This is a genomic window from Pseudomonas sp. WAC2, assembly GCF_030403525.1.
Classification (GTDB): domain Bacteria; phylum Pseudomonadota; class Gammaproteobacteria; order Pseudomonadales; family Pseudomonadaceae; genus Chryseomonas; species Chryseomonas luteola.
Map to the genome: position 1 here is coordinate 24,269 of NZ_JAUEPD010000001.1, position 24,047 is coordinate 48,315.

Consider the following 24,047-nt stretch of genomic DNA (forward strand, 5'->3'; position numbering starts at 1 on the left):
TTACCGCCTGTCGCCTGTTGCTGTCGAGGCCGGATCAGCGTGGCTGCTTAGGCGTGGCAACTTGATCACGCAAATAGACGGGCTGCGCTTCTTCTGCTGGTACGGCGCCTCCCTGACTCCATGCATACGTCGCCAGGGCCAAGATATCCTTGGCATGGGGCAGAAGATTACCATCCGTTTCGGCAACAGAAGCGGCTATGCGGCCAACATACCCCCATCCTGTACCGGCCCCAAACCATTCTCCTGCGCTGCCTGCTGGAAGCTGCGCCTGCTCGGGAGGAAGCACCGCTTCAACTTCAACCAGTTGCATCACCTCTTGCTCCAGGCGATAACAACCCCAGTAGACTTCATCCATACGTGCATCGATAGCGGCGGCTACCTGATTAACGCCTCGCTCACGATAAGCCCGCTGCGCCAGTGCAGCCAGATTGGATACCGGCAGCACTGGCCGGTCTAGGCCGAAAGCCAATCCTTGAACAACACCAATCGCAATACGCACGCCGGTAAATGCGCCAGGCCCGCGACCGAATGCGATGGCGTCTATGGCCGTTAACGCAAGTTCTGATTCAGCCATGAGCTCTTGAACCATGGGTAGCACTTTCTGTGCATGCATACGGGGAATCACTTCATAGCGGCACATGACGCTTCCTTCATGAAGGAGCGCAACAGAACAGGCTTCGGTAGCAGTATCAATGGCCAACAGCGTAGGCATCGGTGGGTATCCAGACAAAACAGCAAAGTCTGCCAGTATAAGTTCCAGAAACGACAACGGCCATCCGAAGATGGCCGTTGATGGAATCTCTAGAGCTTACAAGTTGCCGGCTTTCTTGACGCCATCTTTGACATCGCCAACCACTTTCTGGCCTTTACCCTTGATCTCTTGGGTATCGCCTTCATTCTTGAGGCTCTGGTTATCGGTGGCCTCACCTACACCTTGCTTGGCTTTACCCGCTACTTCGTTCGCAGTGCCTTTGATCTTATCTGTTGTGCTGCTCATGGCATTCTCCTAATTTCGTTGTGTGCCTTATTAGGACTGAGCGCAAGACAGAGGAGTTCAACTATTCTTGTTTGAGAGGCTGGCTTTTGGTTTTTTGCATTTTCCCTTCAGATACTAAAAACGGCCCTGAAAGGACCGTTTGGCAACAGATGGAAACACCTTTACTTGAGCGCTTCGAGTACCTTAGCCGTAATCGATTCGACCGACCCGACACCTTCAACCCGGCTGCACTTCGGCGTACCTTCAGCATCTGCTAGCTTCTGGTAGAAGTCTACCAGCGGCTTGGTCTGGGAATGGTACAGATCGAGACGCTTACGTACGGTTTCTTCTTTGTCATCTTCACGCTGAACCAGATCTTCTCCGGTTTCGTCGTCTTTACCTTCGACTTTCGGCGGATTGTAGAGCGTGTGGTACACACGACCTGAAGCCGGATGTACGCGACGACCCGACATACGCTTGACGATCTCTTCATCATCCACGGCAATTTCAAGCACGTGATCAATGGTGACACCAGCATTCTTCAGCGCCTCGGCCTGTGGAATGGTGCGAGGGAAACCATCAAAGAGGAAGCCGTTGGAGCAATCGGCTTCCAGAATACGCTCGGAAATCAAGGCAATAATGATCTCGTCGGAAACCAGGCCACCACTGTCCATGACGCCTTTGACCTGTTGACCTAGCGGAGTCCCGGCTTTGACGGCAGCACGCAGCATGTCCCCAGTGGAAATTTGCGGAATGCCAAACTTCTCGGTAATGAACCGAGCCTGAGTACCTTTACCGGCACCGGGCGCCCCTAGCAGTATCACGCGCATGCACGTCGCTCCTTAAATGATGGTATCCAGGACTTGCCTTGAAGTGGCCCGCTCAACAGAGCCATTGCGATCCTCAGGCTGTCTCGATGTTTTATTTGGCCGTTTGACGGTCAAGGGGATTCAAAATACACAGCATCACGAGGGGGCACAAGCCACTAAAAGTCGCAGGGATTTATTCGTGCTTTCCAGATGAAATGGAAGGATTGCCTGGCTGACCGTCCTGCTGCTTCCTCAAGAGGAGCAGACAGGACGTTTTCAAACAGCAGAACTGGCCCTCAGCCCGTATTGCGAAGGCCTGCCGCAATGCCTGCAACGCTGACCAGCAGGGCCTGATCCAGGGGGCTTGCCGTGCCCTCTCCAGCCTGCCGAGAACGTTCCAGCAGCTCGATTTGAAGCAGGTGTAGCGGATCAAGGTAGATGTTACGTACGGCAATAAACGCCCGCGTTTGAGGGTTGTGAGCCAGCAGCTCGGACTGACCGGTCAGACGCAGTACAGAGCGCTCCGCCTGCGACAACAGGTCGCGTAGCTCTTGCCCTAGCGCACGCCACTGCTCAGGCACCAACTGTTCGTCATAGAGCCGGGCAATGTCTCCGTCAGCCTTGGCCAGAACCATTTCCAGCATGTCGATGCGGGTACGAAAGAACGGCCAGCGCTCACGCATCTGCTGTAACCGCTGCTCATCACCCCGCTCCAGGGCCCTAGCCAACGCTGTTTCCCAGCCTAGCCAGGCAGGCAGCATCAGGCGGGTCTGTGTCCAGGCAAAAATCCAGGGGATGGCACGCAGGCTTTCCACCCCGCCCTCACGCCGCTTCGCCGGGCGGCTGCCCAAGGGCAGACGGCCCAGTTCCTGCTCAGGCGTAGCCCTGCGGAAGTAGTCAACGAATTGGGGATGCTCCCGTACCACGCCACGATAAGCCTTCAGGCTGTCTGCAGCCAGACGATCCATGTCAGCCCGCCACTCCGGCTCAGGGACTGGAGGCGGCTGTAATGTAGCCTCCAAGACAGCAGCCAGGTAAAGGTTGAGATTCTGCCGCGCGATATCGGGCTGACCAAACTTGAAGCGTATCATCTCGCCCTGCTCCGTTACCCGGAAACGGCCGCAGACCGAACCTGGCGGCTGCGAAAGGATCGCCTCATGGGCAGGACCGCCACCGCGTCCCACCGTGCCTCCGCGCCCATGGAACAGGATGAGTTCGACACCCTGCCGACTGCAAATGTCTACCAAGGCTTCCTGGGCACGGTACTGCGCCCAGGCCGCAGCCAGGGTTCCTGCATCCTTGGCCGAGTCGGAATAGCCAATCATGACCTCCTGGGGTCCCTGAAGCCGTTCGCGATAGCCTGGCAGCGCCAGCAGGCTTTCAATGACCTCGCCTGCATGATCAAGATCATCCAGTGTCTCGAATAAAGGTACCACCCGCATGGGTCGACGTACGCCTGCTTCCTTGAGCAAGAGTTGCACGGCCAGGATATCTGACGCTGAGCCCGCCATCGATATTACATAGGACCCCAGCGCCGCTGCAGGTGCCTCGGCAATTACACGGCAGGTTGCAAGCACTTCGGCAGTGTCTGCCGAGGGCGTGTAATCCGGTGCCAGCAAGGGTCTGCGATTGGAAAGCTCGGTCTCCAGAAACGTCAGCCGACGCGCTTCATCCCATTCGGCATAGCTGCCAAGCCCCAGATATTCTGTAATTTCGTTCATGGCTGACGCATGGCGGGTCGAATCCTGACGGATATCCAGCCGCACCAGGAAAAGTCCGAAGGTAGTAGCGCGACGCAACGCATCCAACAACGGCCCGTCAGCGATAACGCCCATTCCGCAAGCATGGAGCGACTCATAGCAGAGCTTGAGAGGCCCCAGGAGCTCTTCATTGTGTTCAAGCACCCCTGTGCTGGGGATATGAGGCTCATGAACGGCTCTGGCAGCCCAGTCGCGCGTGGCTTTGAGTCGCTCGCGTAGTTGCTTGAGCAGGGCGCGGTACGGCTCAGGTGTATCACCTACCTCTGCCATGAGTTCAGCCGAGGCACGCTGCATGGAAAGCTCCGATGCAAGGCGGTCTACATCACGCATGTACAAGTCGGCCGCCATCCAGCGTGCCAACAGCAGTACTTCGCGCGTTATCGTAGCCGTTACATTCGGATTTCCATCACGATCGCCGCCCATCCAGGAAGCGAATCGAACAGGCGTTGCCAGCAAAGGCAGACGTTCTCCAGTAGCCTCCTGTAAGGTTTCGTCTACTTGTCGCAGCAGTCTGGGTACTGCATGCCAAAGCGAGTTTTCAATAACGGCGAATCCCCATTTGGCCTCATCGACAGGCGTGGGCCGCTGTCGGCGAATCTCTTCGGTATGCCAGGCTTCCGCAATGAGGCGGCGCAGTCGCTGCTGCACCTCGTGCCGCTCGGCAGCCGTCAAATCATCGTGATCCTGGGCGGCCAGCTGTTCGGTAATCTCCTCGTACTTCTGAATCAGCGTTCTGCGAGCAACCTCCGTTGGATGCGCCGTGAGAACCAACTCGACACTCAGCTGAGACAGCTGCTCGGCAAGCTTTGGCCCAGTGTGCCCCGCCTGTTTGAGACGGGACAAAACTTCCTGGAGCACCCGGTCTTCCAACGGTGCCGGCTCGTCAGCGCCACGCCGACGGATACGATGATACTCCTCGGCGATATTGGCCAGGTTCAGGAAATGGTTGAAGGCTCTGGCAACTGGTAGCAGCTCGGACTCATCCAGCGAATTGAGCGTCTCGGACAGCTGTCTTTCGCCACGGAGCGACCCGCCACGCGAAGCTTTCGCGCCCTTTCGGATACGCTCGATCTTTTCCAGAAAGGCAGGACCATACTGATCGGAAATGGTCTGCCCTAACAGCTCTCCCAGTCGGTGAACATCTTCCCGCAGACGAACATCAATCTCGACGACCATGTTTATCCCTCTTTCGTTGTTCTCTTTGTTGTTCTAGCACACCTGCGCCAGGGACCTCGTACGACACTCTGCTGTCTAGCTTTTGTAGAACTGCAACGAAACGGTCAGGCGACGGAGATTTCTCATGAAGATCAGCGAGCTCGTACAGGAATGGGAGCAGAACGCTACAGGCCGTATGGCCCACGCACACTACAACCTGGTTCTGGACCTTGAATCCGCGGCCCGGTTGCATGCCCTCCACGAAATGTATCCAAAGCGTAGCGTAGAAGAACTCTTGGCTGAGCTGGTAGGCGCGGCGCTAGAGGAGCTTGAAGCCAGTTTTCCCTATGTCAAGGGACAGCGAGTCGTAGCAACGGACGAGCTGGGTGATCCACTTTATGAAGATGCTGGCCCTACGCCACGATTTCTGGAACTGTCGAAGAAGTACCTGGCTGAGCTCAACAAAAACGATTCGTCTACATGATCGGCAGACGCACAATAACCCTAGCCAGAACAAGCCATTAGCTAGATTGAAATGCTGTTTTACCGCTTAGCGTGCTATGGATTTTTAGACAAAGGATGAACATTTCGTGACTTGAAGCGGTCCATACGTTAGTCAGTAAATAAGAGGCTTTTTGTCAATAACCTTCGATCCGATAAATAGCGAAGGTAATAAAAGGCCTCGGCCACCCTGTCAGCCAGGGAACAATTTAGCTGTTTGGACTATTAATGGAGCTGAGCCCTATGAATACATTGACTGCCAAGAAATCGATACAAAAGGCCTGTGGTCTTAAATTCGCTGCACTGGCGCTAGGCAGTGCACTGATCCTGACCGGCTGCGCAGGTGATCCGCCTAGTGAGCAGATGGCCGTTACTCAATCCGCAGTCAATGAAGCGGTAAGTGGTGGCGGTAACCAGTACGCTCCGCTGGAAACTAAATCCGCCCAAGACAAGTGGACACAGGCTCAAACAGCACTGAACGAAAAGAACTACGAAAAGGCCAAGCAATTGGCTGAGCAGGCCGAGTGGGACGCACGTCTCGCAACTCGCAAGACCCAGGCTGCCAAGGCTGATGCAGCCCTCCAGGACGCTCAGAAGAGCATTCAGCAGATCCGCGAGGAAGGGATGATCAACGGCGAGCTGCAGCAAAAGCAGAACCAACGCCAGCAATAAGCTGACCCATCCCCTATTCCCGTCTTATGCCTAAAGGATGAATGTTATGCGTAAACAGTTTCTTATCCCTGCCGTATCTGCCCTGAGCATCGCCCTGGCTGCCTGTTCGACTCCACCGAACCCGAACCTTGAGAAGGCCCAGGCTGACTATGCTGCCTTGCAGGCACAGCCCCAAGCTTCTCAATTAGCGGCATTGGAAACCAAAGATGCAGGCGATTGGGTAGATAAAGCCAGCCGCGCTTACCGTGAAGGCGAGAATGAAAAGAAAGTCGACCAGCTAGCGTACCTGGCCAACCAGCGCATTCAACTGGCCATGCAAACCGTCAAACTGCGTATGACCGAGCAGCAGCTACAAGGCGTTGACGCACAGCGTACCCAGGCTCGTCTGGATGCCCGTACTGCGCAGCTCAAGCAGCTGCAAAGCCAGCTTAACGCCAAACAGACGGATCGTGGTACTGTCGTAACCTTCGGCAACGTATTATTCGATCTGAACCAGGCCACACTTAAGCCCGCAGGCATGACCAACGTTCAGCAGCTAGCCAGCTTCTTGCAGCAGAACCCAGAACGTCAGGTCATTGTTGAAGGCTACACTGATAGCACGGGTTCTGACTCGTACAACCAGCAGCTGTCCGAGCGCCGTGCGAATGCTATCAAGACCGCGCTGGTCAGCATGGGCATATCGCCTAATCGCATCGTAACCCGAGGCTATGGCAAGGCATTCCCGGTAGCTAGCAACTCTACTGCAGCTGATCGCGCCATGAATCGTCGCGTAGAGGTTACTATTTCCAACGACGCGAATCCGGTTGCACCACGCATGTAATAGGTGACCGTCCTAAAAGCCCGGCTAATGCCGGGCTTTTTTATGGGCGGGTGATTAATCAATAAGCGTAGCGTTAGTTAATACCCCTGCCATTTCAGTGGAGAACGCTACCAAGATGACTTCACGAACCGAGCTATCTTCCGGTCTGGGCTCTTGGAGAGCGGATACCGCAACGCGTGCCGCTTGCTCCGCAGGATATCCATAGACACCACAGCTGATCGCAGGAAAGGCCAGGGTACGGGCATCGATACTTTCAGCCAGCGCCAACGTGTTTCGATAACACCGCGCTAACTGCTCGGGCTCACCTGAATTGCCTCCGCTCCAAACCGGCCCGACGGTATGAATGATGAAGCGGGCCTGAAGATTGAAACCAGGCGTAAGCCTGGCCTCTCCAACCGGGCATCTGCCCAGTCGTCGGCAATACTCCAAGAGCTCAGGACCCGCTGCCCGGTGAATCGCGCCATCAACGCCACTCCCGCCTAGCAGACACTCATTCGCCGCATTGACGATGACATCAACATCCAACGCGGTAATATCCCCTTGCCATACCCGAATTTTCATTCAAACCTCTACGAGCAATGGATGGCTATTCACTGCCTTTCTCGCCTTGCGCCTTGGTCGTTGCTTCATAGACGCGCTCAGCGAGACGTGAAAAAGGGAGCGTTTGGACCCATACGGAGCCGTGTCCTTTTAGGGTTGCCAATACCAAGCCCTCACCGCCAAACAGCATGCTGCGTAGGCCGCCTGCCAAGCCAATGCTGTAATCGATACCTTCGGTAAAACCAACCAGACACCCGGTATCAAGCCGGAGCGTTTCCCCATTGAGCTCTTTGCGAATGACCGTACCGCCCGCATGCATGAAGGCCAGACCATCGCCTTCCAGCTTTTCCAGGATGAAACCCTCACCACCAAAGAAGCCGGCCCCCAGGCGGCGGGTAAACGCTACGCCTACACGCGTACCTAGCGCAGCACAGAGGAAGGCATCGCGCTGACAGAAAAGCGTACCGCCAATAGCTGAGAGGTCAACCGGCACAACGTGTCCTGGATAAGGCGCAGCGAAGGCTACATGACGCTTGCGCTTCCCCTCATTGGTGAAGTGCGTCATGAATAGCGATTCGCCGCCCATCATGCGTTTACCAGCGCTCCACAGCTTGCCCAGCACTCCGCCGGATCCGTCCCCCATGCGGGCGGTGAAATCGATGTCCTCTTCCATATAGGTCATGGCACCTGCCTCGGCGATAACGGTCTCGCCGGGATCAAGTCCGATTTCCACCGCCTGCATAGACTCGCCAATGATGCGGTAATCGATCTCATGACTGGGCATGGCTTACTCCTGTAAGCCGACACAAGGCGTCGGCGTGGTCAAATGATATTGGCGTAATCCGCTTCGATTCGATCCAGGCTGAGATGGTTCAGGAAGTTGGAAAAACACATCCAGGCCGATAAGGCATTGAGATCCTGGAATTGGGGCGGCAGGTATTTGGGCGGCGCGACCAGACCCTCTTCAACCAGCTGGCTCAGAATGCGCATGTCTTCCAGGGTGGTCTTGCCACAAAACAACAGGGGAATCTGCTCTACCTTGCCCTTACGAACGGCCAGCTGAATATAGTTGTAGATGAGAATGAAGCCCTTGAGATAGGAGAGGTCTTTGGTAAACGGTAACTCGGAAGGCGTAGAACCGCGGAATACGCGACTGGCATTCTGGTAACCATCCTCCAGGCTGTAACCCTGCTCCTCATAGAAGCGGAAGACATCCAGAAAATCAGCACCCTCCTCTGCCATGTGAATAGCACGGGTACGATTGGTTAGCTTGCGCAGGCGTGAAGGGTAAGAAGTAAAGGCAATGACCTCCATGAGGATAGCCAAGCCTTCCTGCGTAACGGTGGACGATGGCGGTCCTTTCGAGAGAAAGGTGCAGATCGGCTGATTCTGACCGTTCAGTGTTGTCCCAACATGGACCAACCCTTCATGAACCTCCAACGCACGAATATCACGTTCGTTGAACATGGCGTCCGCCCGGATCTTGATGTAATCCGCGCCTGCGGCAGCGTCGGCAACGATTCCATCTGATTCGAACACACGGATAGTGCCTTCGTCTTCTCCAAATACTGCATTCAGGCGCTGCTGCAGCATCGGTGCAGCTTCCTTGGCGCTGAGTGTCTTGGGCTCGTCTTTGAGATCGCTGCGCTTATCAATGTTGTTCAGATAGTCCGACATCATCATGCCTAGATCCGCCAGAGTCGGGTCACCGGCATGAAAGGCATCGGACGCTGCCCCATAGAGTTCCTGGGAGATCAGGCCAAAATCTCGCGTCCCTCGCGCCTGAAGCATCCGCACGACCATGCGGTACTCACGGCACATACGCCGCATGATTTGCCCCACCGGGCTGAATTGCCCCAGGTGCCGGGTCACTTCCCGCTCGATGCTTTGAAACTCGCCCTTGACCTCATCCGGGTCGAACCCCAACGGCCGCTGCTCATAGTAGGCGCGATCCACCGGGGGTAGCATCTTGCCCTTGCCATCGAGAAAGCGCTGTTTGACCTCATCATCCCACTTCACCGCATCGAGAATCCGGATGGGGGCCTGGGCCGCCACGATACGATCGGAAAGCGTGCGAATCGTCTCTTGGTACTGGTTTTTCACCTTGCGTGAATTCATGCCCACCTCATTACAGGGAAGACAAACCCTGACGTATGCAGGATAGCGTATCGACTGCCTGGGTAGACGGCGGTTCGACAGATCTCGGTACGCCAGAAATAAAAGAACCGCCATAAAGGCGGTTCTTTGTTTACAGCAACTGCTTACAGCGGGCGCATATGCGGGAACAGAATTACGTCACGGATCGACGGAGAGTCGGTCAACAGCATGACCAGACGGTCGATACCGATGCCCTCACCTGCCGTTGGCGGCATGCCGTATTCCAGCGCCGCCACGAAGTCGGCATCGAAATGCATGGCTTCGTCATCACCGGCGTCCTTATCGGCCACCTGAGCGTGGAAGCGCTCAGCCTGGTCTTCCGCATCGTTAAGTTCGGAATAGGCGTTGGCGATTTCACGGCCACCGATGAACAGCTCGAAGCGGTCAGTCACACTTGGATCGTCGTCGTTACGACGGGCCAGCGGAGAGACTTCGAACGGATACTGAGTAATGAACGTAGGCTGCTCCAGTTTGTGCTCGACCAGCTCTTCGAAAATCATGGTTTGTAGCTTGCCAAGCCCTTCGAAGCCCTTGACGTCCGCACCGGCCTTCTTGGCAATCGCACGTGCTTTCTCGATGTCACGCAGATCATCAGCGCTGATCTCGGGGTTGTACTTCAGGATCGAGTCGAACACGGACAAGCGTGCAAACGGCTCACCGAAGTGGAAGACCTTGCCCTGATACGGCACATCGGTGGTACCCAAAACCGCCATGGCCAGCTCGCGGAACAATTCCTCGGTCAGGTCCATGTTGTCTTCGTAATCGGCATACGCTTGGTAGAACTCAAGCATGGTGAATTCGGGGTTATGCCGAGTCGATACGCCTTCGTTACGGAAGTTGCGGTTGATCTCGAACACGCGCTCGAAGCCACCCACCACGAGTCGCTTCAGATAAAGCTCTGGAGCGATACGCAGGAACATATCGATATCCAGCGCATTGTGATGCGTCTCGAAGGGCTTGGCCGCCGCACCGCCTGGGATGGTCTGCAGCATGGGCGTTTCGACTTCGAGGAAGTCACGATCCCGCAGGAACTGGCGAATGTGAGCGATCACCTGCGAGCGTACACGGAACGTATGGCGGACGTCGTCGTTGACGATCAGGTCGACGTAGCGTTGACGGTAGCGCATCTCGGTATCGGTCAGGCCGTGATGCTTGTCAGGCAGAGGACGCAGAGACTTGGTCAGCAGACGAACATTGTCCATGTCTACATACAAGTCGCCCTTGCCAGAGCGGGCCAGTGTGCCCTCGGCCGCGATGATATCGCCCAGATCCCAGGTCTTGATGGCTTCCAGCGTTTCCGCTGGCAGCTTCTTGCGGTCTACATAAACCTGTAGCCGGCCGGTCATGTCCTGAAGAACCATGAACGCACCGCGGTTGAGCATGATGCGGCCAGCAATCTTGACCTTGATGCCCGCTTCGGCCAGCTCTTCCTTGCTTTTGCCTTCATAGGCCTTCTGCAGATCCGCACAGTAGCTGTCGCGGCGGAAGTCATTCGGGAACGCGATGCGCTGCTCGGCGCGCAGGGCTGCAAGCTTTTCCTTGCGCTGGGCAATCAGCTTGTTGTGTTCCTGCTCTTGGGCATGTTGGTCTAAAGGTTGTTCGCTCATGGTCTGGGTATTTCCATCACGGGATCAGCCCTCCCCTGTCGGAGAAGGCGTTTAAGGTAGTGTTACAGGCCCTGCTTGAGGCTGGCCTCGATAAACTCGTCCAGGTCGCCGTCCAGTACCGCATCGCAGTTGCTGTTCTCGATGCCGGTACGCAGATCCTTGATCCGCGACTGGTCGAGTACATAGGAGCGGATCTGGTGGCCCCAGCCGATATCGGACTTGGAGTCTTCCAACGCCTGGGAAGCGGCCGTACGTTTCTGCATTTCCTGCTCATACAACTTGGCCCGCAGCATTTTCATGGCGGTGTCCTTGTTGGCGTGCTGGGAGCGCTCGTTCTGGCAGCTGACCACCGTGTTGGTGGGCACGTGGGTGATACGCACCGCCGAGTCCGTGGTGTTAACGTGCTGACCACCCGCGCCGGAGGAACGGTAGGTATCGATCCGCAGGTCGGCTGGGTTGATCTCGATTTCGATGTTGTCATCGATCTCCGGCGAAACGAAGACGGCCGTAAACGACGTGTGGCGGCGGTTGCCCGAATCGAATGGACTCTTGCGAACCAGGCGATGTACGCCGATTTCAGTCTTGAGCCAGCCGAACGCATACTCACCCTTCACATGAACGGTTGCGCCCTTGATCCCTGCCACTTCACCTTCAGACAACTCCATGATGGTCGTCTCGAAGCCGTGTTTGTCCGCCCAGCGCAGGTACATACGCAGCAGCATATTGGCCCAATCCTGAGCCTCTGTACCGCCGGAACCAGCCTGGATATCGAGGTAGGCATTGTTCGGATCCATCTCGCCACTGAACATGCGACGGAACTCGAGCTTCTCGAGAATCTCGCGCAAACGCTCGACTTCGGTGGCCACATCGTTGACAGCGCCTTCGTCATTTTCCTCGGCAGCCATTTCCAGCAGGTCGTTTGCATCGGCCAGACCACCGGAAAGCTCATCAAGGGTTTCGACTACCTGAGCCAGCTGGGCGCGCTCCTTGCCAAGGCTCTGAGCGTACTCAGGCTTGTTCCAGACGCTTGGATCTTCGAGCTCGCGCTCAACTTCGGTCAAACGATCTTTTTTATGATCGTAGTCAAAGATACCCCCGAATGGTCTGGGTACGTCCGGTGAGGTCTTTGATACTGTTCAGAATCGGGTTGATTTCCATGGCTGGCAATCACTCGCGGAAAACGTGGAAAAGCCTGCGAGTATACTGCAACCGGCTCCGATCCGGCAGCCTTTGCGGGTGTTTGTTCGTCCCTCCGTTATTCAGCCCCTCCGAATGGCCTACAGCAGCATGGAAAAGCACTGCTGCAGGCTCCGGTCGACTCATGCCGCTTGGCGCCTACCGGTACGACATCCGATACAGGCGGCACAGTTTACAGCGCGGCCTACACAGCCCAGACCTTTGAGTGCGCTTAATCTGCGTGAATATCGACATGACGGGTCTCACGCAGGAACAGCAGGCCTACCACCAGACTGCCCCCAGTAATAAGCACTGGATACCACAGGCCATAAAAAATATCGCCGGTATACACGACAAGCGCAAAGGACACGGTAGGCAACAGACCGCCGAACCAGCCGTTGCCAACATGGTATGGCAGCGATAGCGAGGTATATCGGATACGGGTCGGAAACAGTTCCACCATCAATGCTGCCAATGGACCATACGTCATGGTAGCGATCAAAATCAGCGCAACGATCAACAGCACGACCATGCCCTGATTGATGGCCGCCGGATCAGCCTTTTGTGGATAACCGGCTGCGTCCACTGCTGCGCTCAGGGTAGCCGCATCATAACCGCGTACTTTCTGTTGCCCTACCCGTACGACGATCTCACTGCCAGCGGCACCTTCAGCGGTCTGATAAGGCAGGCCGCGCTTTACCAGAAGTGCCTTGACCCGATCGCACGGACTGTCGAAGCGTGCCTTGCCGACAGGATCGAACTGGAAGGTACAGGTGGCAGGATCCGCCTCGACGGTAATCGGTGCCTGCCGGCTGGCCATATCAATCTCCGGATTGGCGTAATGCCCCAAAGCCTTGAAGATTGGAAAATAGCAAACCGTTGCCAGCAGCAGTCCTAGCATCATAATCGGCTTGCGACCGACCTTATCGGACAGCCAACCAAAAAAGACAAAGAAAGGCGCACCGATGACAATCGAGATGATAAGCAGTGTATTAGCCAGGGCGGCGTCCATCTTGAGCATTTGCGTCAGAAAGAACAGGACGTAGAACTGCGCGGTATAAAAAGTTACTGCCTGGCCGGCATTGATGCTGAATAACGCAATCAACACAACGCGCAAATTGCTCCAGCGGGTGAACGAATCCCTAATAGGAGAATGGCTCGTCTTGCCTTCGGACTTCATTTTGAGAAACGCCGGGGACTCGTGCATCGACAGACGAATCCAGGTTGAGATACCCAACAGCACAATCGAAAACAGGAACGGCAAGCGCCAGCCCCAGGTTTCGAATGCGTCACCGGTCAGCTTCCGACAGACCAGAATGACCAGTAGCGAAAGCAGAAGCCCAAGGGTTGCTGTTGACTGAATCCAACTGGTATAGCTACCCCGCTTGCCAGCCGGTGCGTGTTCAGCCACATAAGTGGCGGCTCCTCCATATTCGCCACCCAGCGCCAGCCCCTGAAGCAATCGCAACGTAACTAACAAAATGGGGGCGGCAAGTCCGATGGAGGCATAGGTAGGCAACAATCCAACCCCAAAGGTAGAAACACCCATCAATAGGATGGTTGCCAGAAATGTATATTTGCGGCCGATCTTGTCGCCTAGCCTGCCAAAGACAAGTGCACCAAACGGCCTGACCAGAAAGCCCGCCGAAAAAGCCAGCAGGGCAAAGATGAAGGCGGTAGTTTCGTTGACACCTGCGAAGAACTGCTTGCTGATCACGGCCGCCAGGGCGCCGTAAAGAAAAAAGTCATACCACTCGAACACGGTCCCCAAAGAAGAGGCAAAGATAACCTTGCGCTCTTCACGGGTGCTGCTGACGGTGCGGCTGTAGCCGCTGGCCTGGGCATATTCTGCCATGCTTGTCTCCCGACCCTCGTGGGGTCTCAGTGTCTGTTGTCATTGTTATTCACTGCGGGACGCCAGAACCTCATACGGCCTGTTCAAGCGGTACTGCCTTCGTTGAGATTGCCTTGTGTTGCTCAGATTGCCAGCCGCTCCGGCTCACGTCGGTCGTCTGGGCAGTATGGGTCAGCCGCTCGTCTCGCTGGCTTGCCACTATCAGTTCGGCCGCCTTCTGCGCGATCATCAACGTAGGTGAGCAGGTATTACCCGACACGATAGTGGGCATGATCGACGCATCGGCAATACGTAGCCCCGGTATCCCATGAACGCGCAACTGAGCATCCACGACCGCCTCGGGACCTGCCCCCATCTTGCAGGTCCCCACAGGATGAAAGATGGTAGTACCAATACTGCCGGCAGCCATTCTTAGCTGTTCTTCCGTCTGAAAGACCGGACCCGGCAGGTATTCTTCCGGAGCATAAGGTGCCAGAGCCGGCGAGCCGACAATGCGTCGTGTCAGGCGAATGGCATCGGCAGCAACCTTGAGATCCGCCTCATGGCTGAGATAGTTCGGCTGGATCAGCGGCGCAGCATCCAGCCCTGCCGAACGAACTTCCACTCGCCCCCGACTCTCCGGCCGTAGATTGCACACCGAGGCCGTGAACGCAGGAAAAGTATGAAGCGGCTCGCCAAAGCGATCCAGCGACAAGGGCTGAACATGGTATTGCAGATTGGCAGAAGGTTGGCTGGGGTCCGAGCGAGCAAAAGCACCCAACTGACTCGGCGCCATGGCTAGCGGGCCGCGGCGGCGAAGTGCGTATTGCAAGCCCATGCTCAGCTTACCCCACAGGCTACCGGCCATCTGATTGAGCGTATGAATGCCCGAAACCTTGTAGATCAGCCGTAACTGCAGATGATCCTGAAGGTTTGCGCCAACGCCGGGCAGCTCATGCTGAACACCAATCCCGAGTCGCTCCAGTAGCGGTCGCGGACCAATACCCGAGCGTTGCAGGATGGCAGGAGAGCCAATGGCGCCGCTGCACAGGATAATTTCTCGACGCGCGACGAAGCGTTGCAATTGCCCCTCCCGCACGACCTGAACGGCACGGGCCCGTCCGCCCTCCAGGATGACCCGATCCGCCTCGGCATCGGTCACGATCGTCAGGTTGGCTCGCTGCCGGACAGGCTTGAGAAAGGCCTTGACTGCGTTCCATCGAACTCCGCTACGTTGATTGACCTGAAAGAAACCACAGCCCTCATTGTCACCCGTATTGAAGTCTTCGACCGAAGGAATGCCCGACTCTGCCGCTGCGCGACGGAATGTTTCGAGAATATCCCAGCTCAGGCGCTGCTGCTCGACGCGCCACTCACCACCCGCCCCATGCAACTCAGACGCTCCTGCGTAGTGATTCTCCATGCGCCTGAATAGCGGCAAGACATCCTTCCAACCCCAACCGGCATTACCCGCAGCCGCCCACTCGTCATAGTCACGCGCCTGACCACGCATATAAATCATGCCGTTGATAGAAGAGCAACCTCCCATCACCTTGCCGCGCGGATAACCCAGCGCCCGCCCGTTGAGACCAGGTTCGGGCTCGGTCTTGAAACACCAGTCAGTACGGGGATTATTGATACAGTAGAGATAGCCGACAGGAATGTGAATCCAGGGATAGGTATCACGGCCGCCCGCCTCTAGAAGCAACACGCGAACCGAAGGATCAGCCGATAGCCGATTGGCCAGCAGGCAACCGGCAGGACCTGCGCCAACGATGACATAGTCGTATGAATTCGGAAGAGTGGTCATCAGAACATCTGCTCTTGTTGTACTTGTTATTGCTCTTCATGCTAGACGGAGTATTTCAGAACAAGAACAATCATTTTCAGGCAGCCGTTGTTCAAAAATGCACAGCAGTTACCTGGGTGAGGAGTCACGCGAATGTTCAACTGGGACGACCTCCGCTTCTTTCTGGAGCTACAGCGCAGCGGGCGCTTGCTATCCGCGGCCAGGCGTATGGGAACCAGCCACACGACCGTCGCTCGGCACATCGAATCGCTCGAACGCACCCTGGGCACGCAGCTTCTCGTTCAGCACACCCAGGGGTATCAGCTCACACCAGCCGGTCAGGCATTACTCAAGCATGCCGAGGCCATGGAGGAATCCGCCCTTCTGGCGCAGGAAGAAATGACCTGTAGCGTAAATCCCCTAGGCCAGGTTCGCCTTGGGGTGACGGAAGGACTGGGCACGGGCTTCCTGGCCGGGCGGCTGGCAACCTTACTGGAGCGCTATCCGGGCCTTGAAATCGAGCTGGTCTCGGTTCCCCGCTTTGTCAGTATTACCAACCGGGAGGCGGACATCGCCATTACGCTCGAGCGGCCTAGCGCTGACTTGGTCATCGCTCGAAAACTCAGCAGCTATTGTCTTCAGCTGTACGCCAGTCCAGCTTATCTAGAAAAAGCACCTCCCCTCCACTCCCGGGAAGATCTTTCCCGCCAACGCTGGATTGGCTACGTAGACGACCTGATATTTACCAAAGAACTGCTTTTTCTCCAGACAATGTGCAAGCACCCGCAAGTAGCGTTCCGGAGCACCAGCGTGCTGGCTCAGCAAATGGCGGCTCAGGCGGGAATCGGCATTGCCATCCTTCCCTACTACCTGGGAAGCCGCGATCCCCTGTTGATACCAGTCCTGCCGCAGGAGCGCGTCATTCGGCACTACTGGATATCATCGCGCCGAGAACTTCATCGAACGGTGCGGCTGCGCGTTGTCTGGGATTTTCTGGTTGGCCTGTGCGAGCAACACCAACATGTCTTGATGGGCCAGGCCGCCGAGCAAGACGGCCCGGACGCATGATCAGCCCTTGGCCTTGCTATCCAGCTCAGCCCGGAGGGCGGGATCCAGGTTTAGATGACGCGCCAGCTCGTCGAGATAGGCCTTTTCCATCACTTGCTGATCATCGGCCATCAACAGACTTGCCAGGTAAATCTCGGCAGCCATTTCCGGCGTCTTGGCGCTGGCAGCAATTTCGGCAGGGTCCAGTGGCTTATTGATTTCCTGACGCAGCCAATTCTGAAGCTCAGGATCATCTGCATGTCGATTCATTTCGTCATCAATGAGCTTACGCTCCTGATCATCGATATGCCCGTCTGCCTTGGCTGCCGCAATAAGTGCCTTCAGAATGGCCTGACTGTGCTGCTCCACCTTTCCTTCCGGCGCACGATCCACTGTCTGAGGCTCGGTCTGAGGCGCATTAGCCTGGCTTTTCTGCCAGTTTGTATAAGCCTGGTAGGCCAGGGTACCCAGCGCGACCAGCCCACCATACTTGGCCATCCGGCCACCTCCCATACGGCTGGCGCCCTTGCCGCGCAAAAGCATCCCCAACACACTGGCGGCCAGCGCTCCGCCGCCCGCACTCGACAGCATGCCGCCCAGAGGGTCTTTCGACGAAGGGGTTTGAGACTTCGTATTACCTTGATTCAACTTTCCAAGTGCACCGGACAGGCCGCCCTGCTTGGCGAGCATGTCCTGCCCTGTCTTGAGTAATTGATCCAGCAGGCCACGTGTTTGCATCATTGCTCTCCAGATAATGGCAGATACCTATTAGGGCAAGACACACCGGCAGATGGTTCATGCAGCGGAGCGCTCTTCTGCTGCGAGATATTGCAGAGACGCTTGGAGGGAGGATTAAACAGGGCGAACCTACTGGAAGCTCGCCCTGACAGGGTCAATCGAACGATAGCGGCTTGCGAAGGGGCGTATCCCGATGTGCCGCGCGAACGTACTGGGCGGGCCAGGAAACCTTGTCGCGCAATGCTTCAGCGGCCTGCAGCGGCCAGTGCGGATCACGCAGCAGTTCGCGTGCCAGCAGTACCACATCGGCCTGACCGGTACGAATGATGTGCTCAGCCTGGGCCGCATCGGTAATCATGCCAACGGCGCCACTGGCAATCTCAGCCTCCTTGCGAACCCGCTCTGCAAATTGCGTTTGATAACCTGGGCCTACCGGAATTTCGGCGTTTGCCGCAGTACCTCCCGAGGAGACATCAATCAGATCGACACCCAGGGGTTTCAAGCGCTTGGCCAGCTCTACCGTCTCGTCTACATTCCAGCCATCTTCTACCCAATCGGTTGCCGATAACCGAACAAAGACAGGCAGCTCATCAGGCCAGACGGCTCGAATGGCTTGTGTAACCTCCAACAGGAAACGGATACGGTTATCGAAACTGCCACCGTATTGATCGCTACGCTGGTTTGAAATCGGTGAAAGAAACTGATGTAGCAGATAACCGTGGGCCGCGTGGATTTCAGCAACCTTGAACCCGGCAGCCAATGCGCGCTCGGCTGTTGCGACAAAGGCTTTGGTGAGACCGGCAATATCCTCAGCATCCAGCTCGGTAGGACGAGTGTGCTGAGGGTCAAAGGCTATTGCTGACGGGGCTACAGGTACCCAGCCACCTTCAGCGATGGGAACGCTGCCGTGCTTGCCTTCCCAAGGGCGCCAGGTACTGGCTTTACGCCCGGCATGGGCAATCTGGATACCCGGCACCGCACCCTGTGACTGAATGAATTGAGTGATGCGGCGCAGCGGCTCGATCTGCTCGTCCTTCCACAGGCCTAGATCCTGCGGAGTGATACGGCCTTCTGGCGTAACGGCAACAGCTTCACTGATGACCAGCCCCGCGCCACCAACGGCACGGCTGCCCAGGTGAACCAAGTGCCAATCATTAGCGAAGCCGTCTTCGCTTGAATATTGGCACATGGGGGAAACTACAACGCGGTTCGGAAGCGTCAGTTGGCGAAGGGTAAAAGGCTCAAAAAGTTTGCTCATGATCGCTCTCGGCACAAGGACTTGAATCTATTAGAGCCTTACTTTGCCGGAATGATCACTTCGATAGCAATGCAACTATTTTTATGAGGCCTATTACTTCACTTGGGCGTCAGGTGAACCACAATCAGCTGCACGCTTTCCTGACCACGAAATTCGTTCACATCCAGGCGGTAGGCGGCTTCGACCCAGCGAATTTGCGGATTCGGCCAGACCTCGCGATTGATGTTGAACGCAATGCCGTCCAGTTGAATGCCTCCGCACTCACTCTTCAAAACCAGCTTCAAATGCCGCTCACCTACAATACGCTGCTGCACGACCTCAAACACACCGTGAAACATCGGCTCGGGGAAATGCTGCCCCCAGGGGCCGGCATGCTTGAGTGCACGTGCAATCTCTAGTTGAAAATCGCAGGTTTCCAGCGAACCGTCCGATTGCAAACGCCCTGTCAGATCATCCTCGACCAGATGCCGTCTGACTTCCGCATCGAAAGCCGCAGCAAACGCACCGAAATTCTCTTGAGGCAGTGATAGCCCCGCTGCCATGGCGTGCCCGCCGAACTTAGTGATCAGCCCAGGATGACGCGCCGCAACAGCATCCAGCGCATCACGGATATGAAACCCTGGAACCGAACGCGCCGAGCCCTTGAGCATGCCGTCACCGGCATCGGCAAAGGCCAGCGTGGGCCGGTGGTAACGTTCCTTGAGACGAGACGCCAGAATACCAATGACGCCTTGATGCCATTCGGGATCAAACAGACATAACCCGAACGGCATATCATCCTTGGGCAATTCCTTGAGCTGCGCCAAGGCCTCACGCTGCATGCCCTGCTCGATCAGCTTTCGATCCTTATTGAGCTGGTCCAGCTGGACGGCCATGTCTCGTGCAAGGGCTTCGTCCTCGCACAGCAGGCACTCGATTCCAAGCGACATATCATCCAGCCGCCCCGCCGCATTGAGGCGCGGCCCCAGAATGAATCCCAGGTCAGTAGAAGTAATCTTACCCGGCTGCCGCCCTGCTACCTCCAGCAATGCTCTGAGCCCCGGACGAGCGCGACCGGCACGTATACGCGCTAATCCCTGATGGACCAGAATCCGGTTATTCGCGTCCAGCGGGACCACGTCGGCAACACTGCCCAGCGCGACCAGATCCAGCAGCTCAGCCAGATTAGGTTCTTTTATGTTCAGCGCATCGAACCAGCCCTCTTCACGCAGCCGCGTCCGCAGTGCAAGCATCACGTAGAAGATAACGCCCACGCCAGCAATGCACTTGCTAGGAAACTCACAGGCAGGCTGATTAGGGTTAACGATCGCATGAGCAGCAGGTAACTCATGGCCCGGCAAATGGTGATCGGTCACCAGCACGCGCATTCCTGCGGCTTTGGCGGCTTCGACACCGTCTATGCTGGAAATTCCGTTATCCACGGTCACCAGTAGATCAGGCTGGCGCTCCCGAGCAACCGCGACGATTTCAGGCGTCAGCCCATACCCGTACTCAAAGCGATTGGGAACAAGGTAATCGACCCAAGCGGCGCCCAGGCTGCGCAAGGCAAGAACCGCTATACTGGTAGCGGTTGCGCCATCAGCGTCAAAATCACCCACGACCAGGATGCGTTGACGCTTAGCCAACGCATCGACCAGCAGCCCGATGGCGTCATCCATCCCCTTGAACAACCGATAGGGATGTAACCGCGCCAGCCCCTTTTCAAGCTCATCAGCACTCTTCACGCCACGCGCGGCATAAAGACGGGTCAGTAGCGGCGGAAGATCGCCCAGATCGGGCAACTCATCCGGCAGGGAACGAAGTTCGATACGCATCGATTACTCAAGTATTACAACAGAAATAGAGAACAGGCCGAACAGACGGCTCAAGCCATGGATAGATTCAAGATGCGTCTGCTTCCATGGCTTTTAAAGCGTTTTCCGATGAATTTAACGCTCACCCATCAACCAGTCGAGATGAAGCTCGTGTTGACCACGCTCGTCCGTCACGAACACAGTCCCCTCACTGATCATTACGCTCCAGCTGATCGAGCGTGGCAGGTCAGTAGCCAATGCAGCCAGCGGCTCAACAGGCACCGCTGCAATGTTCAGGTTCTTCAACATCTTCACCGAATCGACTACCTTGTTCTGCCAGACTCGCAAATTGCCATAGGCAAGCAAGCTGACCCGCTCCGCACGGCGAGAACACCAGACCAGGCGCTCAGAATCAGGCTGCCCTACTTCAATCCAATGCAATACACGATCATCGAGGCTCTTTTCCCAAAGGGCAGGCTCATCTACATCGGAAAGTCCCCGACCAAACCCAAGCTGCTCGCCGTACCACAAGGCGTATCCCAGGATGCGCACAGCCAGACGCTCTTCGGTTTCGGAGGGATGACGAGCAACGGTAAAACGCAGGTTCTCGTAGACGTTGCGGTCCAGATCCGTCAGGTTAAGTTCAACTTTATAAGGCGTGGCTTGCAGGGCCATGAATGTCCGCTCGAAAGTAAAGCTGACCAGTGTACCGTGAAAACGCCTGAAAAGTGGCTTGCTCAGACAGGCTGGCTAATGACACTTCGATTCTTGCCGAGCCCCTTGGCTTCATATAATCCCTTATCAGCCAGGGCAATCAGCGAATCAAGCACATAACCCGCCTCCGCCGAACTGGCTACACCAATGCTGATACTCAAGGAAACCCCTGCTACCCGTGAGCATGAAGCAAATTCCTTCCGTATCCGCTCAGCCATTTGATACGCCGCTTCAGTAGTGGTGTCTGGTAGCAGGCACGCAAACTCTTCGCCGCCCAAACGACCAAAAACATCACCTTTTCGAAGCCGCATCCTGGACACCTCACAAAAGGCTACCAATGCTTGGTCTCCAGCCTGATGACCATGCCTGTCATTGAGCTGTTTAAAATTATCCATATCACACAGTAGCAATGTCACAGGGCTATGCTGAACCTGGCAGTGACGCAGCATGTTTTCGCTGTCTTCGACGAAGGACCGTCGATTGCCAATACCTGTCAGCGAGTCCGTCAACGAGGCTTGCCTGTAACGCCTCTCCGTTCGTTGCTGCACCATGGCTGTCGCCGCAAACGTCAGACCAATGCTGTACAACAAGGTCTCAAGCAGCAGAAACGCCGCAAAGTCGATTCCATGACTTTCCCCGGCGAACGGCAGTGAGCGATCCAGAAAGAAACGACCGACATAAAAAGCACTGTGCAATCCAAACAGACTGAACAAGGCCGCCAGCGATACCTGATTTTCGTTCCGGGAGCGCCAGAGTTCATAACCTGCCAACACGGTATAGCTGACAATTACCAGCGAGCTCAGTTGAATTCGCGCGGCCAGCGATCCATAAAATGCGGGAATCAGACAGGCAAGCAACCATAGGACACTTCCAGCCCATACTCCGGACCAGAGTACTCGTCGGCCGGAAAAAGCCCGCATGGCAGTCCACCCCATGGCATAACAGACATGAACAAGCACGTTCCCCAGCACGATAGGCAACGCATCCATTCCTCGTCCACGCAGGCTACCTATTACAAGCCCCAACGCGCCCGACCATAGCATCACGCACAGAAAGCCCAGAGTTGCCTCGCGGCTCCCTCTTGCCCATGCAAATAGCATCAGCACGCCAAGCAGAACGAGTACATACACATTGGTCACAAGTAGCGTAGGCATGCTCAAAGTCACGGCAGCCCTCCTGGCAGTACGCGTGTCAATCAAACGAGCAAGGGGAAGCTGGTCAGGAGCGAATGCCAGAACAGCATCCGCTTCTGAACGCTATTTAGAGCGGCTTGCCGCGATTACCATGTTGAGCGACAAAAGCCTGTACCGCCTCAATGGCGTTAGGCAGCACAGTGCAGCGCTCCTCGCGCTGGAATAGATCGCTCAGGTGAGCCGGAAGCTCCAGCGCCTTACCAATACCGGCCTTCTCGACTGCGTCAGGAAACTTGACGGGGTGTGCTGTTCCTAGCACCACCATCGGCGTAGACAGGTTACGACGACACTCTCGCGCCGCCTTGACGCCAATTGCCGTATGCGGATCAAGCACCTCACCGGTACGCTTGAAGACATCAGCGATGGTAGCGCACGTGTCTTCATCACTTACCGCCAATGAATCAAACAGCTTACGCGCTTCAACCCAACGATCTTCTTCAACAGAGAGTTTGCCCGTGGCCTTGAACGTGCTCATCAGCTCGGCCAACGCCACACCGTTACGTCCGTGCAGGTCGAACAACAAACGTTCGAAGTTGGACGACACCATGATATCCATGGAGGGCGATAGCGAGGCGTGCAACGTTTCCTTGAAATACTGGTTGCCGCTCATGAAGCGATGCAGGATATCGTTGCGATTGGTTGCTACAACAAGCTGACTTACAGGCAGCCCCATGTTACGCGCCAGGTATCCTGCGAATATATCGCCAAAGTTACCGGTCGGAACGGAGAACGCTACGGAGCGCGCCGGGGCACCCAACTGCAGCGCTGCATGGAAGTAATAAACGATCTGGGCCATGATGCGCGCCCAGTTGATCGAGTTTACGGCAACCAGACGCGTGCCCTTGAGGAAGCTCTGATCGGCAAAACTCGCCTTCACCATCTCCTGACAATCATCAAAATTGCCTTCGATGGCGATGTTATGGATATTTTCGCCAAGGATGGTCGTCATCTGACGGCGCTGGACCTCAGATACACGCTGGTGAGGATGCAGAATGAAAATGTCTACATTCTCGCAACGACGGCAGCCCTCAATAGCAGCAGACCCCGTATCGCCCGAAGTGGCGCCGATGATCACGACACGCTCATCCCGCTTGAGCAGAATATGATCCAGCAGACGGCCCAGCAGCTGTAGTGCGAAATCCTTGAACGCCAGGGTTGGGCCATGGAAAAGCTCCATCACCCATTCATTGGCATTAAGCTGACGCAGCGGCGCAATCGCACTGTGAGCGAATGTGCCATACGTTTCCTCAAGAATCTGTTTGAAGTCGGTATCGCTGATACTGCCCTCAACGAACGGGCGCATGACGCGGAACGCCAACTCGTGGTAAGGCAGCCCAGCCCAGGAAGCAATCTCTTCCTGAGTAAACCGCGGCAGATTTTCCGGCACATACAGACCTCCGTCACTGGCTAGGCCAGCCAACAGAACGTCTTCGAAATTCAACGCTGGCGCATTGCCGCGGGTGCTGATGTAACGCATCGATTTAACCTTCAATTAGAGCAGCTGATAG

The 24,047-nt window shown here is 56.1% G+C and carries 21 protein-coding genes; 4 read left to right on the forward strand and 17 right to left on the reverse strand.

Translation table 11 applies throughout. From position 1 onward, the window contains the following. Window positions 1-34 precede the first annotated feature (34 nt). From tsaB to ppc, 4 genes are all read right to left on the reverse strand, one after another. Window positions 35-712, reverse strand: coding sequence for a tRNA (adenosine(37)-N6)-threonylcarbamoyltransferase complex dimerization subunit type 1 TsaB (gene tsaB, locus QWJ10_RS00135; RefSeq protein ID WP_289923372.1), 678 nt, complete (start codon window positions 710-712; stop codon window positions 35-37). 96 nt (window positions 713-808) lie between these two features. Continuing rightward, complete coding sequence (locus QWJ10_RS00140; RefSeq protein ID WP_010797617.1) at window positions 809-997, reverse strand: CsbD family protein; 189 nt, start codon at window positions 995-997, stop codon at window positions 809-811. A 161-nt stretch (window positions 998-1,158) separates the two neighbouring features. Continuing rightward, on the reverse strand, window positions 1,159-1,806 hold the full coding sequence (gene adk / locus QWJ10_RS00145; protein WP_010797616.1) for an adenylate kinase: 648 nt from the start codon (window positions 1,804-1,806) through the stop codon (window positions 1,159-1,161). A gap of 275 nt (window positions 1,807-2,081) precedes the next feature. Continuing rightward, window positions 2,082-4,721 carry a phosphoenolpyruvate carboxylase gene (ppc, locus tag QWJ10_RS00150; protein ID WP_289923375.1) on the reverse strand — a complete coding sequence of 880 codons (2,640 nt, stop codon included), beginning with the start codon at window positions 4,719-4,721 and terminating at the stop codon, window positions 2,082-2,084. Window positions 4,722-4,845: 124 nt separating this feature from the next. Between ppc and QWJ10_RS00155 the strand changes: the two genes are divergently transcribed. From QWJ10_RS00155 to QWJ10_RS00165, 3 genes are all read left to right on the forward strand, one after another. After that, a complete protein-coding gene (locus tag QWJ10_RS00155) occupies window positions 4,846-5,184 on the forward strand; it encodes a pilin assembly protein (RefSeq protein ID WP_125888710.1) in 339 nt (112 codons plus the stop codon). A 245-nt stretch (window positions 5,185-5,429) separates the two neighbouring features. Next, a complete protein-coding gene (locus QWJ10_RS00160) occupies window positions 5,430-5,873 on the forward strand; it encodes a DUF4398 domain-containing protein (protein WP_026004043.1) in 444 nt (147 codons plus the stop codon). Between the two features lie 46 nt (window positions 5,874-5,919). Then, a complete protein-coding gene (locus tag QWJ10_RS00165) occupies window positions 5,920-6,693 on the forward strand; it encodes an OmpA family protein (RefSeq protein ID WP_122043125.1) in 774 nt (257 codons plus the stop codon). Between the two features lie 54 nt (window positions 6,694-6,747). Here QWJ10_RS00165 and QWJ10_RS00170 read toward each other — a convergent pair whose 3' ends face one another. The 7 genes from QWJ10_RS00170 to QWJ10_RS00200 all read right to left on the reverse strand — a co-directional run bounded on the left by QWJ10_RS00170 (window position 6,748) and on the right by QWJ10_RS00200 (window position 15,817). Continuing rightward, window positions 6,748-7,254, reverse strand: coding sequence for an O-acetyl-ADP-ribose deacetylase (locus QWJ10_RS00170; RefSeq protein ID WP_289923384.1), 507 nt, complete (start codon window positions 7,252-7,254; stop codon window positions 6,748-6,750). Window positions 7,255-7,279: 25 nt separating this feature from the next. Then, window positions 7,280-8,017, reverse strand: coding sequence for a TIGR00266 family protein (locus QWJ10_RS00175; RefSeq protein ID WP_010797610.1), 738 nt, complete (start codon window positions 8,015-8,017; stop codon window positions 7,280-7,282). Between the two features lie 38 nt (window positions 8,018-8,055). Next, the gene (locus QWJ10_RS00180; RefSeq protein WP_019366558.1) at window positions 8,056-9,351 is read right to left on the reverse strand and encodes a flavohemoglobin expression-modulating QEGLA motif protein; all 1,296 of its coding nucleotides are present in this window, start codon (window positions 9,349-9,351) and stop codon (window positions 8,056-8,058) included. A 143-nt stretch (window positions 9,352-9,494) separates the two neighbouring features. Next, a complete protein-coding gene (lysS, locus tag QWJ10_RS00185) occupies window positions 9,495-10,997 on the reverse strand; it encodes a lysine--tRNA ligase (RefSeq protein WP_010797608.1) in 1,503 nt (500 codons plus the stop codon). 62 nt (window positions 10,998-11,059) lie between these two features. After that, window positions 11,060-12,155, reverse strand: a protein-coding gene (prfB, locus tag QWJ10_RS00190) for a peptide chain release factor 2 (RefSeq protein ID WP_100217761.1) whose coding sequence is annotated in 2 segments (ribosomal slippage) — window positions 11,060-12,082 and window positions 12,084-12,155 — 1,095 coding nt in all. Because the reading frame shifts where the segments join, the coding sequence is not laid out codon by codon here. Window positions 12,156-12,405: 250 nt separating this feature from the next. Continuing rightward, window positions 12,406-14,028: an MFS transporter gene (locus tag QWJ10_RS00195; RefSeq protein WP_289923390.1), complete on the reverse strand. Its 1,623-nt coding sequence runs from the start codon at window positions 14,026-14,028 to the stop codon at window positions 12,406-12,408. A 70-nt stretch (window positions 14,029-14,098) separates the two neighbouring features. After that, window positions 14,099-15,817 (reverse strand): GMC family oxidoreductase N-terminal domain-containing protein, encoded by a 1,719-nt coding sequence (locus tag QWJ10_RS00200; protein ID WP_289923392.1) that lies wholly within the window; start codon window positions 15,815-15,817, stop codon window positions 14,099-14,101. Between the two features lie 132 nt (window positions 15,818-15,949). On the opposite strand from QWJ10_RS00200, the gene QWJ10_RS00205 reads away from it, so the two are divergent. Continuing rightward, on the forward strand, window positions 15,950-16,864 hold the full coding sequence (locus QWJ10_RS00205; RefSeq protein ID WP_019366561.1) for a LysR family transcriptional regulator: 915 nt from the start codon (window positions 15,950-15,952) through the stop codon (window positions 16,862-16,864). Here the strand turns inward: QWJ10_RS00205 and QWJ10_RS00210 are convergent, their stop codons facing one another. From QWJ10_RS00210 to thrC, 6 genes are all read right to left on the reverse strand, one after another. After that, on the reverse strand, window positions 16,865-17,581 hold the full coding sequence (locus tag QWJ10_RS00210; RefSeq protein WP_019366562.1) for a tellurite resistance TerB family protein: 717 nt from the start codon (window positions 17,579-17,581) through the stop codon (window positions 16,865-16,867). A gap of 154 nt (window positions 17,582-17,735) precedes the next feature. Further along, window positions 17,736-18,839 carry an NADH:flavin oxidoreductase/NADH oxidase gene (locus tag QWJ10_RS00215; protein WP_010797602.1) on the reverse strand — a complete coding sequence of 368 codons (1,104 nt, stop codon included), beginning with the start codon at window positions 18,837-18,839 and terminating at the stop codon, window positions 17,736-17,738. Window positions 18,840-18,937: 98 nt separating this feature from the next. Then, window positions 18,938-20,653 carry a single-stranded-DNA-specific exonuclease RecJ gene (gene recJ, locus QWJ10_RS00220; RefSeq protein WP_289923395.1) on the reverse strand — a complete coding sequence of 572 codons (1,716 nt, stop codon included), beginning with the start codon at window positions 20,651-20,653 and terminating at the stop codon, window positions 18,938-18,940. A 114-nt stretch (window positions 20,654-20,767) separates the two neighbouring features. After that, a complete protein-coding gene (locus QWJ10_RS00225; protein ID WP_289923397.1) occupies window positions 20,768-21,307 on the reverse strand; it encodes a YaeQ family protein in 540 nt (179 codons plus the stop codon). Between the two features lie 62 nt (window positions 21,308-21,369). Beyond that, the gene (locus QWJ10_RS00230; RefSeq protein WP_289923398.1) at window positions 21,370-22,512 is read right to left on the reverse strand and encodes a GGDEF domain-containing protein; all 1,143 of its coding nucleotides are present in this window, start codon (window positions 22,510-22,512) and stop codon (window positions 21,370-21,372) included. Window positions 22,513-22,606: 94 nt separating this feature from the next. Then, window positions 22,607-24,016: a threonine synthase gene (gene thrC, locus QWJ10_RS00235; RefSeq protein WP_289923401.1), complete on the reverse strand. Its 1,410-nt coding sequence runs from the start codon at window positions 24,014-24,016 to the stop codon at window positions 22,607-22,609. Between the last annotated feature and the right edge of the window lie 31 nt (window positions 24,017-24,047).